At 54.3% G+C, this 14,230-nt stretch carries 18 protein-coding genes; 16 read left to right on the forward strand and 2 right to left on the reverse strand.

Features of this window, described 5'->3' with window-relative positions; genetic code table 11:
• Nucleotides 1–289 precede the first annotated feature (289 nt).
• From nifH to G403_RS0115460, 9 genes are all read left to right on the forward strand, one after another.
• Nucleotides 290–1,165 carry a nitrogenase iron protein gene (gene nifH / locus G403_RS0115420; RefSeq protein ID WP_027854782.1) on the forward strand — a complete coding sequence of 292 codons (876 nt, stop codon included), beginning with the start codon at nt 290–292 and terminating at the stop codon, nt 1,163–1,165.
• Nucleotides 1,166–1,286: 121 nt separating this feature from the next.
• Nucleotides 1,287–2,768 (forward strand): nitrogenase molybdenum-iron protein alpha chain, encoded by a 1,482-nt coding sequence (gene nifD / locus G403_RS0115425; protein WP_027854783.1) that lies wholly within the window; start codon nt 1,287–1,289, stop codon nt 2,766–2,768.
• 97 nt (nt 2,769–2,865) lie between these two features.
• On the forward strand, nt 2,866–4,437 hold the full coding sequence (gene nifK, locus G403_RS0115430; RefSeq protein ID WP_027854784.1) for a nitrogenase molybdenum-iron protein subunit beta: 1,572 nt from the start codon (nt 2,866–2,868) through the stop codon (nt 4,435–4,437).
• Nucleotides 4,438–4,520: 83 nt separating this feature from the next.
• Entirely contained in the window at nt 4,521–4,733 is a 213-nt protein-coding gene (gene nifT, locus G403_RS0115435) for a putative nitrogen fixation protein NifT (protein ID WP_027854785.1), read from the forward strand.
• Between the two features lie 10 nt (nt 4,734–4,743).
• Entirely contained in the window at nt 4,744–5,463 is a 720-nt protein-coding gene (locus tag G403_RS0115440; protein ID WP_027854786.1) for a dinitrogenase iron-molybdenum cofactor biosynthesis protein, read from the forward strand.
• A complete protein-coding gene (locus G403_RS0115445) occupies nt 5,460–5,735 on the forward strand; it encodes a DUF6129 family protein (protein ID WP_027854787.1) in 276 nt (91 codons plus the stop codon). Before G403_RS0115440 ends, G403_RS0115445 begins: the two co-directional genes overlap by 4 nt.
• Nucleotides 5,725–6,486: a 4Fe4S-binding leucine-rich repeat protein gene (locus G403_RS0115450; RefSeq protein WP_027854788.1), complete on the forward strand. Its 762-nt coding sequence runs from the start codon at nt 5,725–5,727 to the stop codon at nt 6,484–6,486. The genes G403_RS0115445 and G403_RS0115450 overlap by 11 nt, the downstream gene beginning before the upstream one ends.
• A 611-nt stretch (nt 6,487–7,097) precedes the next feature.
• Nucleotides 7,098–7,376, forward strand: a complete 279-nt coding sequence (locus G403_RS0115455; RefSeq protein ID WP_012137898.1) for a type II toxin-antitoxin system RelE/ParE family toxin — start codon at nt 7,098–7,100, stop codon at nt 7,374–7,376.
• On the forward strand, nt 7,376–7,669 hold the full coding sequence (locus G403_RS0115460; protein ID WP_027854789.1) for a HigA family addiction module antitoxin: 294 nt from the start codon (nt 7,376–7,378) through the stop codon (nt 7,667–7,669). The genes G403_RS0115455 and G403_RS0115460 overlap by 1 nt, the downstream gene beginning before the upstream one ends.
• Nucleotides 7,670–7,734: 65 nt before the next feature.
• On the opposite strand, the gene G403_RS0115465 is transcribed toward G403_RS0115460, so the two are convergent.
• Together G403_RS0115465 and G403_RS0115470 are read right to left on the reverse strand one after the other, a co-directional pair.
• Nucleotides 7,735–7,989: a Txe/YoeB family addiction module toxin gene (locus G403_RS0115465; RefSeq protein ID WP_027854790.1), complete on the reverse strand. Its 255-nt coding sequence runs from the start codon at nt 7,987–7,989 to the stop codon at nt 7,735–7,737.
• A complete protein-coding gene (locus tag G403_RS0115470; protein WP_036234099.1) occupies nt 7,986–8,237 on the reverse strand; it encodes a type II toxin-antitoxin system Phd/YefM family antitoxin in 252 nt (83 codons plus the stop codon). Before G403_RS0115470 ends, G403_RS0115465 begins: the two co-directional genes overlap by 4 nt.
• Nucleotides 8,238–8,385: 148 nt before the next feature.
• On the opposite strand from G403_RS0115470, the gene G403_RS0115475 reads away from it, so the two are divergent.
• From G403_RS0115475 to nifN, 7 genes are all read left to right on the forward strand, one after another.
• Complete coding sequence (locus G403_RS0115475) at nt 8,386–8,868, forward strand: G protein-coupled receptor family protein (RefSeq protein WP_027854792.1); 483 nt, start codon at nt 8,386–8,388, stop codon at nt 8,866–8,868.
• A 206-nt stretch (nt 8,869–9,074) separates the two neighbouring features.
• On the forward strand, nt 9,075–9,404 hold the full coding sequence (locus tag G403_RS0115480; RefSeq protein ID WP_027854793.1) for a hypothetical protein: 330 nt from the start codon (nt 9,075–9,077) through the stop codon (nt 9,402–9,404).
• A gap of 51 nt (nt 9,405–9,455) precedes the next feature.
• Nucleotides 9,456–10,145 carry an aspartate/glutamate racemase family protein gene (locus G403_RS0115485; RefSeq protein ID WP_027854794.1) on the forward strand — a complete coding sequence of 230 codons (690 nt, stop codon included), beginning with the start codon at nt 9,456–9,458 and terminating at the stop codon, nt 10,143–10,145.
• 76 nt (nt 10,146–10,221) lie between these two features.
• Nucleotides 10,222–10,647 carry a DUF3995 domain-containing protein gene (locus G403_RS0115490; protein WP_051299120.1) on the forward strand — a complete coding sequence of 142 codons (426 nt, stop codon included), beginning with the start codon at nt 10,222–10,224 and terminating at the stop codon, nt 10,645–10,647.
• A 38-nt stretch (nt 10,648–10,685) separates the two neighbouring features.
• A complete protein-coding gene (locus G403_RS0115495; protein ID WP_027854796.1) occupies nt 10,686–11,222 on the forward strand; it encodes a GNAT family N-acetyltransferase in 537 nt (178 codons plus the stop codon).
• Nucleotides 11,223–11,427: 205 nt separating this feature from the next.
• Nucleotides 11,428–12,852, forward strand: a complete 1,425-nt coding sequence (gene nifE / locus G403_RS0115500) for a nitrogenase iron-molybdenum cofactor biosynthesis protein NifE (RefSeq protein WP_027854797.1) — start codon at nt 11,428–11,430, stop codon at nt 12,850–12,852.
• Nucleotides 12,845–14,230, forward strand: coding sequence for a nitrogenase iron-molybdenum cofactor biosynthesis protein NifN (nifN, locus tag G403_RS0115505; protein WP_027854798.1), 1,386 nt, complete (start codon nt 12,845–12,847; stop codon nt 14,228–14,230). The genes nifE and nifN overlap by 8 nt, the downstream gene beginning before the upstream one ends.

Raw genomic sequence — 14,230 nt, forward strand, 5'->3', positions numbered from 1 at the left:
GGCACATCAAGACCTGAGAGTTTGTCGTAATTTCGACAGAGGTATATGGCCTGACAAAGAACAGGGGTTTTTGTTGGGCTTACGACAGCTTGGGGTGGGGTTGTCGTTACAAAACAGGTCCGCAAAAACCGAAAAACAAAACTAACTCCTTAAAAAACAAGGACTTAATTTTGCATGCCAAAGTTGGTACACGTTTCGCAACATGCTCAGCGAAGTTACGAAGGCCGAGGCACTCTCAATTACGAAGGGTCTGGGCTCGGAAGCAAAGTCCGAAACGAGGAGCAACACTATGGCAATGCGTCAATGTGCAATTTACGGTAAAGGCGGTATCGGTAAGTCTACCACTACTCAGAACCTGGTAGCCGCTCTGGCCGAAATGGGCAAGAAAGTTATGATCGTCGGCTGCGACCCGAAAGCTGACTCTACTCGTCTGATCCTGCACTCCAAGGCCCAGAACACCATCATGGAAATGGCTGCCGAAGCCGGTACCGTTGAAGATCTGGAACTGGAAGATGTACTGAAGACCGGTTACGGCGACGTTAAGTGCGTTGAGTCCGGTGGTCCGGAGCCGGGTGTTGGTTGCGCCGGTCGTGGTGTTATCACCGCTATCAACTTCCTGGAAGAGGAAGGTGCCTACGAAGACGATCTGGACTTCGTATTCTACGACGTACTGGGTGACGTTGTATGCGGTGGCTTCGCGATGCCGATCCGTGAAAACAAAGCTCAGGAAATCTACATCGTATGCTCTGGTGAGATGATGGCTATGTACGCCGCCAACAACATCTCCAAGGGTATCGTTAAGTACGCCAACTCCGGTGGTGTACGCCTGGCTGGTCTGATCTGTAACTCCCGTAACACTGACCGCGAAGACGAGCTGATCGAAGCACTGGCTGCCAAGATCGGCACTCAGATGATCCACTTCATCCCGCGTGACAACGTCGTACAGCGCGCAGAAATCCGTCGTATGACTGTTATCGAGTACGACCCGGCTGCTAAGCAGGCTGACGAGTACCGTGCTCTGGCTCAGAAAGTCGTAGACAACAAAATGCTCGTTATCCCGTCTCCTGTAACCATGGATGAGCTTGAAGCTCTGCTGATGGAATTCGGCATCATGGAAGAAGAAGACACCAGCATCATCGGTAAGACTGCGGCTGACGAAGCCTAAGTATTGCACGTTGTCGGCAGGACGGGCGGTCTCTCGGTATTACCCGGGGGCGCCCGCTCCGAGGACGAACATGGGGCAGATTAGCCTCTGTTCGCAACCCAACATGTAAAGGAGACAGGTCATGTCTGTCATGTCACGTGAAGAGACTGAAGCGCTCATCAACGAAGTGCTCGAAGTCTATCCTGCAAAAGCTAAAAAAGACCGTTCCAAGCACCTGACTGCCAACGATCACGAAGTTGAACAGTCCAAGAAATGCATCACTTCCAACAAGAAGTCCCTGCCGGGTGTCATGACCATTCGTGGTTGTGCCTACGCGGGTTCCCGCGGTGTGGTTTGGGGTCCGATCAAGGATATGATCCACATTTCTCACGGTCCGGTCGGCTGCGGTCAGTACTCCCGTTCTGGTCGTCGTAACTACTACATCGGTACGACCGGTGTTAACGCCTTCGTTACCATGAACTTCACCTCCGATTTCCAGGAGAAGGACATCGTATTCGGCGGCGACAAGAAGCTGGCTAAGCTGATCGAAGAGATCGAGCAGCTGTTCCCGCTCAACAAGGGGATCTCCATCCAGTCTGAGTGCCCGATCGGTCTGATCGGTGATGACATCGAAGCAGTCGCCAAGAAAGCAGCGGCAGCTACCGGCAAAACCGTTGTACCGGTTCGCTGTGAAGGCTTCCGCGGTGTTTCTCAGTCCCTGGGTCACCACATCGCTAACGACGCGATCCGTGACTGGGCGCTGGGTAAGCGTGATGATGACAACAGCTTTGAAACCACTCCTTATGATGTAGCCATCATCGGTGACTACAACATCGGTGGTGACGCCTGGTCTTCCCGCATCCTGCTGGAAGAGATGGGTCTGCGCGTTGTGGCTCAGTGGTCCGGTGACGGCACCATCTCCGAGATGGAGCTGACCCCGAAGGTCAAGCTGAACCTGGTTCACTGCTACCGCTCCATGAACTACATCTCTCGTCACATGGAAGAGAAGTACGGTATTCCCTGGATGGAGTACAACTTCTTCGGTCCGACCAAGACTGACGAGTCTCTGCGTAAGATCGCTTCTTTCTTCGATGAAACGATTCAGAAGAAAGCTGAAGAGGTCATCGCCAAGTACAAGCTCGAATACCAGACAGTCATCGACAAGTACAAGCCGCGCCTGGAAGGCAAAAAAGTCATGCTGTACATCGGTGGTCTGCGTCCGCGTCACGTGATCGGCGCTTACGAAGATCTGGGTATGGAAGTGGTTGGTACCGGTTACGAGTTCGCTCATAACGATGACTACGACCGCACCATCAAGGAAATGGGTAACGCGACCCTGATCTACGATGACGTGACTGGCTACGAATTCGAAGAATTCGTTAAGAAGATCAAGCCTGACCTGATCGGTTCTGGTGTTAAAGAGAAGTACATCTTCCAGAAGATGGGTATTCCTTTCCGTCAGATGCACAGCTGGGACTACTCAGGTCCGTACCACGGCTACGATGGTTTCGCCATCTTCGCCCGCGATATGGACATGACCCTGAACAACCCGTGCTGGAAGAAGCTTCAGGCTCCCTGGAAAGCAGACGCGGCTGAAGATTCCGCCGTTGCTGCCAGCGCCTGAGTCGGCTGCTAAAGGTTCGCGGCGCATGCGTCGCGAACCCCACTACCCACTTTGACCCGTCAGTTCACAGATTAGTGGCGCGGGAGGAGAGAAAGAAATGAGTCAGTCAGTTGATAACATCAAGCCGAGCTATCCGCTTTTCCTTGAAGATGACTACCAGGATATGCTGGCCAAAAAGCGCGATGACTTCGAAGAGAAGCATCCGCAGTCCAAAATCGACGAAGTATTCGAGTGGACAACCACCAAAGAGTATCAGGACCTGAACTTCCAGCGTGAAGCGCTGACAGTTAACCCGGCTAAAGCCTGTCAGCCGCTGGGTGCCGTTCTCTGCTCACTGGGCTTTGAAAAGACCCTGCCTTACGTGCACGGTTCCCAGGGTTGTGTTGCTTACTTCCGTACCTACTTCAACCGTCACTTCAAGGAGCCGATCGCAACCGTATCTGACTCCATGACCGAAGATGCGGCGGTATTCGGTGGCCAGAAGAACATGTTCGACGGCCTGGAAAACGCCAAAGCACTGTACAAGCCGGAAATGATTGCCGTTTCCACCACCTGTATGGCAGAGGTTATCGGTGACGACCTGAACGCCTTCATCGGTAACGCCAAGAAGGAAGGTCACGTCGATCAGGACTACCCGGTTCCGTTCGCGCATACGCCGAGCTTCGTCGGCAGCCACACCACTGGCTGGGACAACATGTTCGAAGGTATCGCACGTTACTTTACCCTGAACTACATGGAAGATAAGGAAGTGGGTAAGAGCGGCAAGCTGAACATCGTGCCGGGCTTCGAAACTTACCTGGGTAACTACCGTGTCATGAAGCGCATGATGGCCGATATGGGCGTTGACGCGACCCTGCTGTCTGATCCTTCAGAAGTGCTTGATACGCCGGCTGATGGCCAGTTCCGCATGTACGAAGGCGGCACTACCATGGACGAGATCAAGGAAGCGCCGAACGCTCTGAACACCATCCTGCTGCAGCCGTGGCAGCTGGTTAAGACCAAGAAGTACGTGACCACCACCTGGAACCACGATGTACCCAAGCTCAAGATCCCGATGGGCCTGGAATACACCGATGAATTCCTGATGAAGGTTTCCGAGATCACCGGCAAGCCGATCGGTAAGACTCTGGAGCTTGAGCGTGGCCGTCTGGTCGACATGATGACCGACTCCCACACCTGGCTGCATGGCAAGAAGTTCGCACTTTACGGTGATGCTGACTTCGTCATGGGTCTGACCAAGTTCCTGCTGGAGCTGGGTGCTGAGCCGATTCATATTCTCTGCAACCACGCTAACAAGCGTTGGAAGAAAGAGATGGAAGCGATTCTGGCCGAGTCTCCGTACGGTGCCGAGAGCGAAGTTCACATCGGTAAGGACCTGTGGCACATGCGTTCCCTGTGCTTCACCAACAAGCCGGACTTCCTGATTGGTAACTCTTACGGTAAAGATATTTCCCGCGACACCCTGTACAAGGGCAAGGAGCACGAAGTACCGCTGATCCGTCTGGGCTTCCCGATCTTCGATCGCCACCACCTGCATCGTCAGACCACCCTCGGCTACGAAGGTGCTATGCAGATGCTGACCACCATCGTGAATGCTGTCCTGGAACGTCTCGACGACGATACCCGTGGCATGCAGACCACCGACTTCAACTACGATCTGGTTCGTTAATCGAGCACTGAGTCGAGTTGTAAAAAACCGGGGTCATCAGACCCCGGTTGTTTCTCCACCTAGCCGTAAAGCCGGAGGCCTCCATGCCTAACGTAATGATCCGTAAAGACAACGAGGGCAAGATGACCCTCTACGTCGCCAAAAAGGACCAGGAAGACGAAATCGCCAGCATTGAATTTGAAGGCGATGACAAATGGGGCGGCTTGATCGAGCTGACCGATGGTACCAAGTACTTTATCGATCCCCTTGATACGACTCCCAAACTCCCGATTACCTTGCGCGCGCGCAGGGGATGAGGTGACTGATATGGCTGCAGATAAACTTTCCCCCGAAGTTGCTCTGCGTATCGGTTTGGCAGCGCGTGCGCTGCCCGACACAGATGCGAAACGTCTGATGACTGTCCTGGTTGATGCCTGCGGTTTACCGATCACGCCGACTAAGCTGGGTCGCCTGAAAGTGCCCAAGCTGAAAGCGGCGGCTGATGGCGAACTCGCGGAGATCGAAGTTCAACACCTCAAGGCAGCACTCAATCTGCTCAAGGGTATTGGCGTCAAAATGGATCAGGCTGAAGAGCCTCTCCCCGATACACAGCCGTATAGCGAAGGCGATATGCCCGGGTCTATCCGTGTAGCCTGCGCTTCCAACCACGACACCCAAATCGACGGTCATTTCGGCTCCTGTGCCCGGTTCCTGGTCTATCAGGTATCGGACAGTGAAAGCCGTTTGATCGATGTCCGCGCCGCGGGACGCCCGCCCGAGGAAGAGGACAAAAACGCTTACCGTGCCGATCTGATCAAGGATTGTCAGTTGCTTTACACCGTTTCGATCGGTGGACCGGCGGCTGCCAAGATCGTACGCGCCGGGATTCACCCGGTGAAAATGCCCAACAGCGGAGAAGCCGGAGAAACCATGGAAACCCTGAAAGGGGTGATCGGCACTAATCCGCCACCCTGGCTTGCAAAGGTCATGGGCTTCAAAGCGGAAGAGCGGGTGCGCTTCGCCACCGAAGAGGAGGAAACCGCATGATTACAGAAGACGTTTTGAATGAGATCTGTGATTTCGCCTCTTCCCAAGTGATTGGCGAGGAGCTGGTCGCTGAACTGCGCATCAAGTACCCGGACTACCACTTTACCTGGTGCTTTGATGACGACATTGGTGCCACCGCCAAGCCCTGGGCCGAGCGCCCCACGTTCAACCTGTATCTGGTGAACTCCGCGGACCACTGCTCCAAGTTGTCCAACGATCCGGGCTCTGCATCCGGCATTGTCGTGGCTGAGGTAATTGCCGATGACGACTGATCGTAACGACGGCGATCTCACGCCGGTCGCCGATTGTCGTTTTTGTCGTTACAAGACCGATCTGCTGCTATCCGGGCGCTGTGTGCCCGGAGATATCTGCATTGCTGCACATAGTGGGCGGCAGATCGACCGCTTCCTGCGCATCAACCCGCACCTGGCGATCTACTACCTGCAGGACTCCTTCTGGGAAAGGCGCGCCATCGCCGTTCGCTACGCGCCCCTTGAAGCACTGGACAAGCTGATCCGCGACCCGGACGAAGCCGTCCGTCGTGCTGTGGCTTACCGTTTGCCCCGCGAAAAGCTGCTCGCGCTGGTAGAGGACGAAGACCGGGAAGTTCGCATCACCGTGGCTGACCGTATTCCGCCTGAACATCTGGAAAAGCTGGCGGACGACCCCGACTACCTGGTCCGTGCCTATGTGACCCAGCGCCTGCCGCAGGGCCGCCTGTTCCGCATGATCCGTGATCCCGATCGGCAGGTCCGTAAACTGGTCGCCCGCCGTCTGCCGGAAGTCAGCCTGGGGCTGATGATGAACGACCCGGAAGCGGAAGTACGCCGCATAGTGGCGGATCGTCTTGAAGGCGACGCTGTTGTGCCCATGCTGAAGGATGATGACTGGACCGTGCGTCTGGCCGCCGCTCTTGATGCACCGCTTGAAGCACTGGAAGCACTCAGGGATGATCCTGATCCAGAGGTTCGTGATCTGGTTGCAACTCGGCTGAAAGATGCAGGGGAGAAGGGTAGCGACTGAGCTGCCTTCTTCTTTTGCGTTTTAGCTCCCTTTAAATCTGGTTATACCTTCGCCTTCTGTCTTCGTAAGCCAGTGCCGGTTTCGCCGCGTGGCGAGTCAAGGGACTTGTGCGGACAAGTCCCTTAACAATCCCAAGCCGCCCCTCAGTTTGACCCGCTCCGCGGGTTTCCCTGCGCGTCTCGCCTGAAAGAGCGGGACAGGCAACTCGCTCCTTTGTCGCTCAAACATCCTGTCCCTTGTTTCTCTTTCAGCCTGCGATGCTCGGCTGCACTGAAGGGGAGTAGGGCTGCGGTTAGCTTGATGGGGCGCGATTCCTTCTTGCTCGTTTTGTCATTGGCTTATGCGTATTTTTGACTGGAAACGCGGTGTAAATTGGTCCAGTATCAAGGCATTAAGGAACTGCCGGTGCGTGATAGTGCGCACGGCGCTGCATCAAAACGCGCATGCTTGTTTTCATCGGAAGAGAATGGCTGTGGTACCTAGATTTCCCTTTCTCTTCAATTGATTAGCGTAGCTGTCCGGAACTCAGCACTGCGTGTGAATGCGCATGCGCAGTATTAAAACTGTTAAGCTCTATTGTTGCGTGGTGCGCAACGTGCTAGCATTCCCTCATGATTAAATCATTCCGTCACAAAGGACTGAAACGGTTCTACTCGACTGGCAACACGTCTGGCATACAGCCTGATCACGCCAAGAAACTGCGTATGCAGCTGGCTGCTCTGGATACAGCCACTTCGGTGGAAGACATGGACATTCCTGGTTTCCGGCTTCATCCATTGAAGGGCAAAGACAAAGGACGGTGGTCGATTCGGGTCAACGGAAACTGGCGCATGACGTTCGAATTTCAGGACGGCAACGCCTACATTCTTGATTATGAGGATTATCACTAATGACTATGCATAATCCGCCGCATCCTGGTGAATTCATTCGGGAGGTGTACCTGGAGCCTTTCGGTATCAGTTCCCGTCAGCTTGCTTCCAGTCTGGGGGTCTCTCCCTCCACTTTGTCTCGGCTGCTCAAAGGGGATAGTGGTATTAGCCCGGAAATGTCGCTTCGGCTATCCAAGGTTCTCGGACGTTCTCCTGAGAGTTGGTTGGCGATGCAGGATATGTACGATCTATGGGTGGCCCGCAACACGGTCAACCTGGATGGAATCCATCCCTTGGACTTCGATGCAGCTTAACCAGTGGCTGTTGCCGGACGCGCCTCCGCTGGCACTCCGGCACGCCGCAAAGCCAGGGCGTTAAATCAGTAGTGATACCGGAGTTGGGCGATAAGCAAAGCGTCATCCGTGATTTTGTAAACTATTCGGTGTTCTTCATTGATCCGGCGAGACCAGTATCCGGCGAGGCTGTGTTTGAGGGGCTCTGGTTTGCCAACACCTTCGCAGGGCTCTCGCTTGATCTCTTTGATCAGCTTGTTGATTCGGTTAAGAATCTTTTTGTCGGTTTTCTGCCAGTACAGATAGTCTTCCCAGGCGTGCTCGGAGAAGATGAGTTTCATTCAAGAAGTTCCTTTTCTTGACCATCGCCTTGCTCCAGCTCGGCAACGGATTCCAGCAAACGCCGTGCGTTTTTTGGTGCGCGCAGAAGGTATGCAGTTTCTTGCAGCGCCTCGTAGTCTTCCAGGGAGATCATTACTACTGACGGCGATTTGCTCCGGGTGATGATGACAGGTGAATGGTCTTCACAGACCTGCTCCATGGTTTTTGCTAGATTGGTTCTGGCGGCTGTGTAGCTAATGGCATCCATAAGGTTGTTCCTGTACAGGATTCTGTTCATGGACAGAATACCGTACGCCACAGAATTTAACAATCGGCTGCACAGCGACCGACTTTCCGCCGCTTCATGACTCCAAACCGGCGCGTGAGCTGGACGTTATTTCTTTTGAGGTATAACTGTGCTAAGCGATAGACAGAAAAAGTATCGAGACCGCGCTAACCGTGCGCGACGAGAGCTTCTTAAAGAACAGGAGAAATTTCGCGCGATTTCGGATGGCTCAGGGAAACGCTACCGGGTGTGCGTTGACTTTGTGCTTAGCGGTGCTCCAGAAAAAGCAGTCGAGTTCTTGAACTGGTTCGAGACAGAGTTTCCGGATGACGTTGGTGAGCCCGCGTTTCTATTATATGCTGCGTTGGCCTACTACCGGGTGGGGGCTTTGGGGAAAGCGCAGGGATACCTACTGGATACGATGTTAAGCAACATATACCTACTTCCCTATTTGTTTTCGCGACCAATTCCCAAACAAGACATGTGGCACTCATCTAATTGGGCACAGCCAGACTACATCGAGAACATTAAAGAACTTCTCGAAGGGCCAACTAGTCAAGAGCGGCAGTGGTTCCAAGAGCGGTTCGAGGATGAACGCTTCACGAGCATTTGAAGCAAGTACATAGAAACATTTCACGCATTACAGCATGTGAAAGATTTGGATTCCCGCGGTCGTATTCTTAAGGGGTGGCGGGACTATGTTTCTTCGTCTCGTGCAAACGAGATATAACCAGTGGCAGCACGCTGACCGCTTTTCCGCCATGCTGGGGCTCTGAATCGGCACATGTGCCAAGCGTTAGAGAAATTTAGTGATGGAAAATGACCCACAAGAATCTTCATAAATTATGTGACATTGCTACGGAAGCGCATACTCGTTTTCAGAATGAGATAAAGGATATTGATCCGATCGTTGGGGTCAGCAAAAGCATGCGCGCTAGCGGTGTACCTGCGGACGTGATGACGATAGATTGCCTGAAGAATGGAAAAAGAATCATATTAATATTACATGACGATAAACCAGATACTATTAACTACCAATTCGCTTGGCGCGACAGAGATTTTGATAATGAATTTACAGAAATATCCTTTGATGATCTTACGGAGAGTGTTTTTTTAGATTGGATGAAACGCTATTTTGTCGAGCACTAGACGACGAGCGGCTGGTGAAAGTTATAGGGTAATGGAGGCACAGAAAGTAGCATGAAGACCATAGGACTGATCGGTGGGATGAGCTGGGAGAGCACAGTCGGCTACTACAGAGAAATTAACGAACGGGTCAAGAACTCCCTGGGCGGGCTTCATTCGGCGAAAATCGTTCTCCACAGTGTCGATTTTGATCCGATTGAAAAGCTCCAGCATAAGGGGGATTGGGCGGGCACGGCTGAGATACTTATCGGCGCTGCCAAAAGTGTAGAGGCCGCTGGTGCTGATTTTGTGCTGATCTGTACTAACACCATGCATAAGGTCGCGCCAGATATTGAGCGGAGTATTAACATACCCCTCCTGCATATCGCGGATGCTACGGCTGAACTGCTTGTGAAGGACGGGGTTAAAAAGGTGGGGCTGCTAGGCACGGCGTTTACCATGGAGCAGGATTTTTACAAAGGCCGCCTGTCTGAAGAGTATGGCCTTGAAGTTGTCACACCCGGTGAGGCGGATCGAAAGCGGGTGCATGAAATAATCTATAACGAGCTTTGCCTGGGGACTATCAATCCCGAGTCTCGGCAAGAGTACCTGCGTATTGTTAACGAGCTGTCAAAATCCGGCGCTGATGCAGTTATTCTGGGGTGTACTGAAATCGGTATGTTAATCACGCAGGCCCATACTGATATTCTACTGTATGATACGACAGCCATCCATGCCGCAAAGGCGGTAGAGTGGGCAATATAGCTATTAAATCAAGGAGGGATTTAAGCTTGGCTAAAATTGTCCGCCGAGTCGAGCGTTATATTCCATGGAGGGAAATATGGAAATAATAGCGATCATTCTCCTCATACCGTTTGTCGGATTGGCGGTACTGCATCTGTATTGGGCGCTCGGCGGGACGTTCGGAATGTCAGCAGCCCTCCCTGAGATAGATGGGGCACCCGTCTTCAGGCCTGGAGCAGCGGCAACGATTGCGGTTGCATTCGTGCTCACTGGCTTCGCCCTGATAGCGTTCGTTCTCGGGTTCGGGGCCAGTTACGCGCCGGCTCTTACTCCGTATGCCGCTTTTCTCGGCTTCGCTGTTGGAGGCGTACTCGTCCTGCGGGCGGTTGGCGAGTTCAAGTATGTTGGTTTTTTCAAGCGAGTGAAGGGCTCGAAGTTCGCAGCGTATGACAGCTGGCTGTTTTCGCCTTTTTGCTTGTTAGCTGGCGGGGCGTTTTTAGCGCTGGCGGCGGGCAGGATATAACCCTTAGGGCAGGTGGCAGAACTTATGATTGCCAAAACATGAAATTTTCGACGTATAGCGAATCTGATCGACAGGAAATAGAGTCCCTGTTTACCCGAACGTTCTCAGACTCAGAAGGTGAGGCTGAGGGGAAGCTGATAGGGAATTTGGTCCACGAGTTGATGAACGGTACCAAAGCGGAAGACATTTTCGGGTTCGTCGCTACCGAACAAGGGCATATTGTCGGTTGTATCTTTTTCACCCGGTTATCGTTCGGCTGCTCCGTAAACGCTTTTATGTTGTCACCGGTTGCCGTTGTTACAGGTCATCAGGGCAAAGGCGTTGGCCAAGCGCTGATTAATTTTGGTATCGAGCGTTTACGTGAGCAGGACGTCGAACTCATTTTTACCTATGGTGATCCGAACTTCTATTCGAAGGTGGGTTTTAAGCACGTACCTCAAGAGGTTGCGGCTGCGCCGTTTAAACTAACTTATCCAGAGGGCTGGCTGGGACAGTCGTTGGATGGAAGCCGTCTTGAAACCCCACTTGGACAGGCTTGTTGCGTTGACGCATTCAATGATCTTCAGTATTGGTAAAACTGTCCGCACGACCTGCATACACCCCGATTGTCACTAACCTGCCAGAGCACCTCACATCCCCGCGATTGTCACCTTTGTAGGCTTTGTAACACCTCTCCTCATCGCTACAGCGTCGTAAAAACAATAACTTATCAGTGGCATACCGGTTGCAGTACAGCTTTGTAGATTGAGTTCCAAAGCGACTTCACAACCGGAGGGTCCAATGAAAGCCAAGGATATTGCCGAGCTGCTCGACGAGCCAGCCTGCGAGCACAACAAGAAAGAGAAATCCGGTTGTGCTAAGCCCAAGCCTGGCGCGTCGGCCGGTGGTTGTGCGTTTGATGGCGCGCAGATTGCGCTGCTGCCCATCGCTGATGTGGCCCATATTGTTCACGGCCCTATCGCCTGTGCCGGTAGCTCCTGGGATAACCGGGGTACCCGTTCCAGCGGTCCGACACTTTACCGGGTGGGGATGACCACCGATCTGACCGAGCAGGATGTGATCATGGGGCGGGGCGAAAAGCGTCTGTTCCACTCCATCAAGCAGGCGATCGACAGCTACAGCCCCAATGCGGTTTTTGTCTACAACACCTGTGTGCCGGCGCTGATCGGTGATGATGTGGATGCGGTCTGCAAAGCGGCCACGGAGCGCTGGGGCGTGCCGGTGGTGCCGGTGGATGGTGCCGGTTTTTATGGCACCAAAAACCTGGGTAACCGTATCGCCGGTGAGGCGATGTTCAAGCATGTGATCGGTACCCGCGACCCTGACCCGATTCCCGATTCAGTGCAGCGCGAAGGCATCAAAATCCACGATGTGAACCTGGTCGGTGAATACAACATCGCCGGTGAGTTCTGGCATGTGTTGCCGCTGCTCGATGAGTTGGGTATCCGCGTGCTCTGCACTCTGTCCGGCGATGCCCGCTTCCGCGAAGTGCAGACCATGCACAAAGCTGAATGCACCATGATGGTCTGCTCCAAGGCGATGGTGAACGTCGCCCGCAAGATGGAAGACAAGTACGGCATTCCCTGGTTTGAGGGCAGCTTCTACGGCATCACCGATACCTCCCAGGCGCTGCGTGATTTCGCCCGTCTGATCGGCGATCCGGACCTGACCGCCCGCACCGAGGCAGTGATCGAGCGTGAAGAAGCCCGTGTCCGCGCTCAGCTTGAGCCCTGGCGCGAGCGCCTCGGCGGCAAGCGCGTTCTGCTCTACACCGGCGGCGTGAAGTCCTGGTCGGTGGTCTCCGCTCTGCAGGATCTGGGTATGAAGGTGGTCGCCACCGGTACCAAGAAGTCCACCGAGGAGGATAAGGCCCGGATCCGCGAGCTGATGGGTGAAGACACCAAGATGATCGAGGAGGGCGGTGCCAAGGAGCTGATCAATATCGTCCATGAGTACAAGGCCGACATCCTGATTGCCGGTGGTCGTAACCTCTACACCGCACTCAAGGCGCGTATCCCGTTCCTCGATATCAACCAGGAACGTGAATTCGGCTACGCCGGATACACCGGGATGCTCGAGCTGGTGCGTCAACTGGCGCTGACCATCGAAAGCCCGATCTGGCCGGCTGTTCGTGAACCGGCTCCCTGGGGCGAACGCGACGACAGCATCGAACCGCTCAACCTCAATGAGGTGTCCAATGGCTGAGATTCAGAAGCGTAAAAAACCGCTGGCGGTTAATCCGCTCAAAGCCAGCCAGGCCATGGGCGCGGCGCTGGCCTACCTGGGCTTTAACCGTTCCATGCCGCTGATGCACGGAAGCCAGGGCTGCACCGCCTTCGCCAAGGTGTTTTTCGTACGGCATTTCCGTGAGCCCATACCGCTGCAAACCACGGCGATGGACCAGGTGTCATCGATCATGGGCGCGGATGATAACGTGGTCGAAGCCCTGAGTGTGATCAGTGAAAAGCAAAAGCCCGCTTTGATCGGACTGTGTAGTACCGGGCTTGCCGAAACCCAGGGCACCGATATGCGCGGTGCCGTGAAAGAGTTCCGGCGCAAGTTTCCCCAGTTCGACAAGGTGGCCGTGGTGGCTGCCAATACACCGGATTTCAGCGGCTGTTTCGAAACCGGTTTTGCGCTGGCGATGAAAGAGATCATTGGCACATTGATCCCGGAGAGCGACCGTGCCGGACTGCGTCAGCGTCAGGTCAATGTGATCTGTGGTACGCATCTGACACCGGGTGATCTGGAGTTTATTTCCGAGAGCATCGAGAGCTTCGGCCTGCGCCCGCTGCTGATTCCGGATCTGTCCAAGTCGCTGGATGGCCACCTGCCCACTGAAGAGTACAGCCCGCTGACCACCGGTGGCCTCACGATGGATGAGCTGGCCACATCGGTGGAGAGCAAAGCGACACTGGTCATTGGCGAGTCGATGCATGAAACCGGTGCGTTGCTTGAGCAGCGTAGCGGCGTTCCGACCACCTACTTCCCACATCTTCACAGCCTCGCCGAAGTAGACCGCTGGATGATGACGCTGTCCGAGTTGTCCGGTGAGGACGTACCGCAGCGCTGGCGCCGCCATCGCAGCCAGCTTCAGGATGCGATGCTGGATACCCATTTCATGTTGGGCCACTTGAAGGTCGCGATCGCGGCAGATCCGGATCTGTTACTCGCTCTACACGATCTGATCGTGAGCATGGGTGGGCAGGTTGTCACGGCGGTTGCTCCGGCTAAAGGTCCGGCACTCAAAACGCTGGCGATGCCCGTGGTTCAGGTCGGAGATCTGGAAGATCTGGAAATCGATGCCCGTGAAACCGGTGCCGAAATGCTGATTGGGAACAGCCATCTGGTTGAGCCTGCTCATCGCCTGCATAAACCGCTGCTGCGCGCCGGCTTCCCGCAATACGACTACGTGGGTGGCTTCCAGCGGGTCTGGTGTGGTTACCGGGGTATCCAGCAGACGCTGTTCGATATCGCCAATCTGAAGTTGTCCCAGCACGAAGAGATTGCGGCTTACCGTTCAATCTACGCCCAGAAACGCGACGACGAACCGGCCCAGGGGATGAGGGCTGCGGGAGCTTGA

The sequence above is a fragment of the Marinobacterium litorale DSM 23545 genome, assembly GCF_000428985.1.
GTDB lineage: Bacteria > Pseudomonadota > Gammaproteobacteria > Pseudomonadales > Balneatricaceae > Marinobacterium_D > Marinobacterium_D litorale.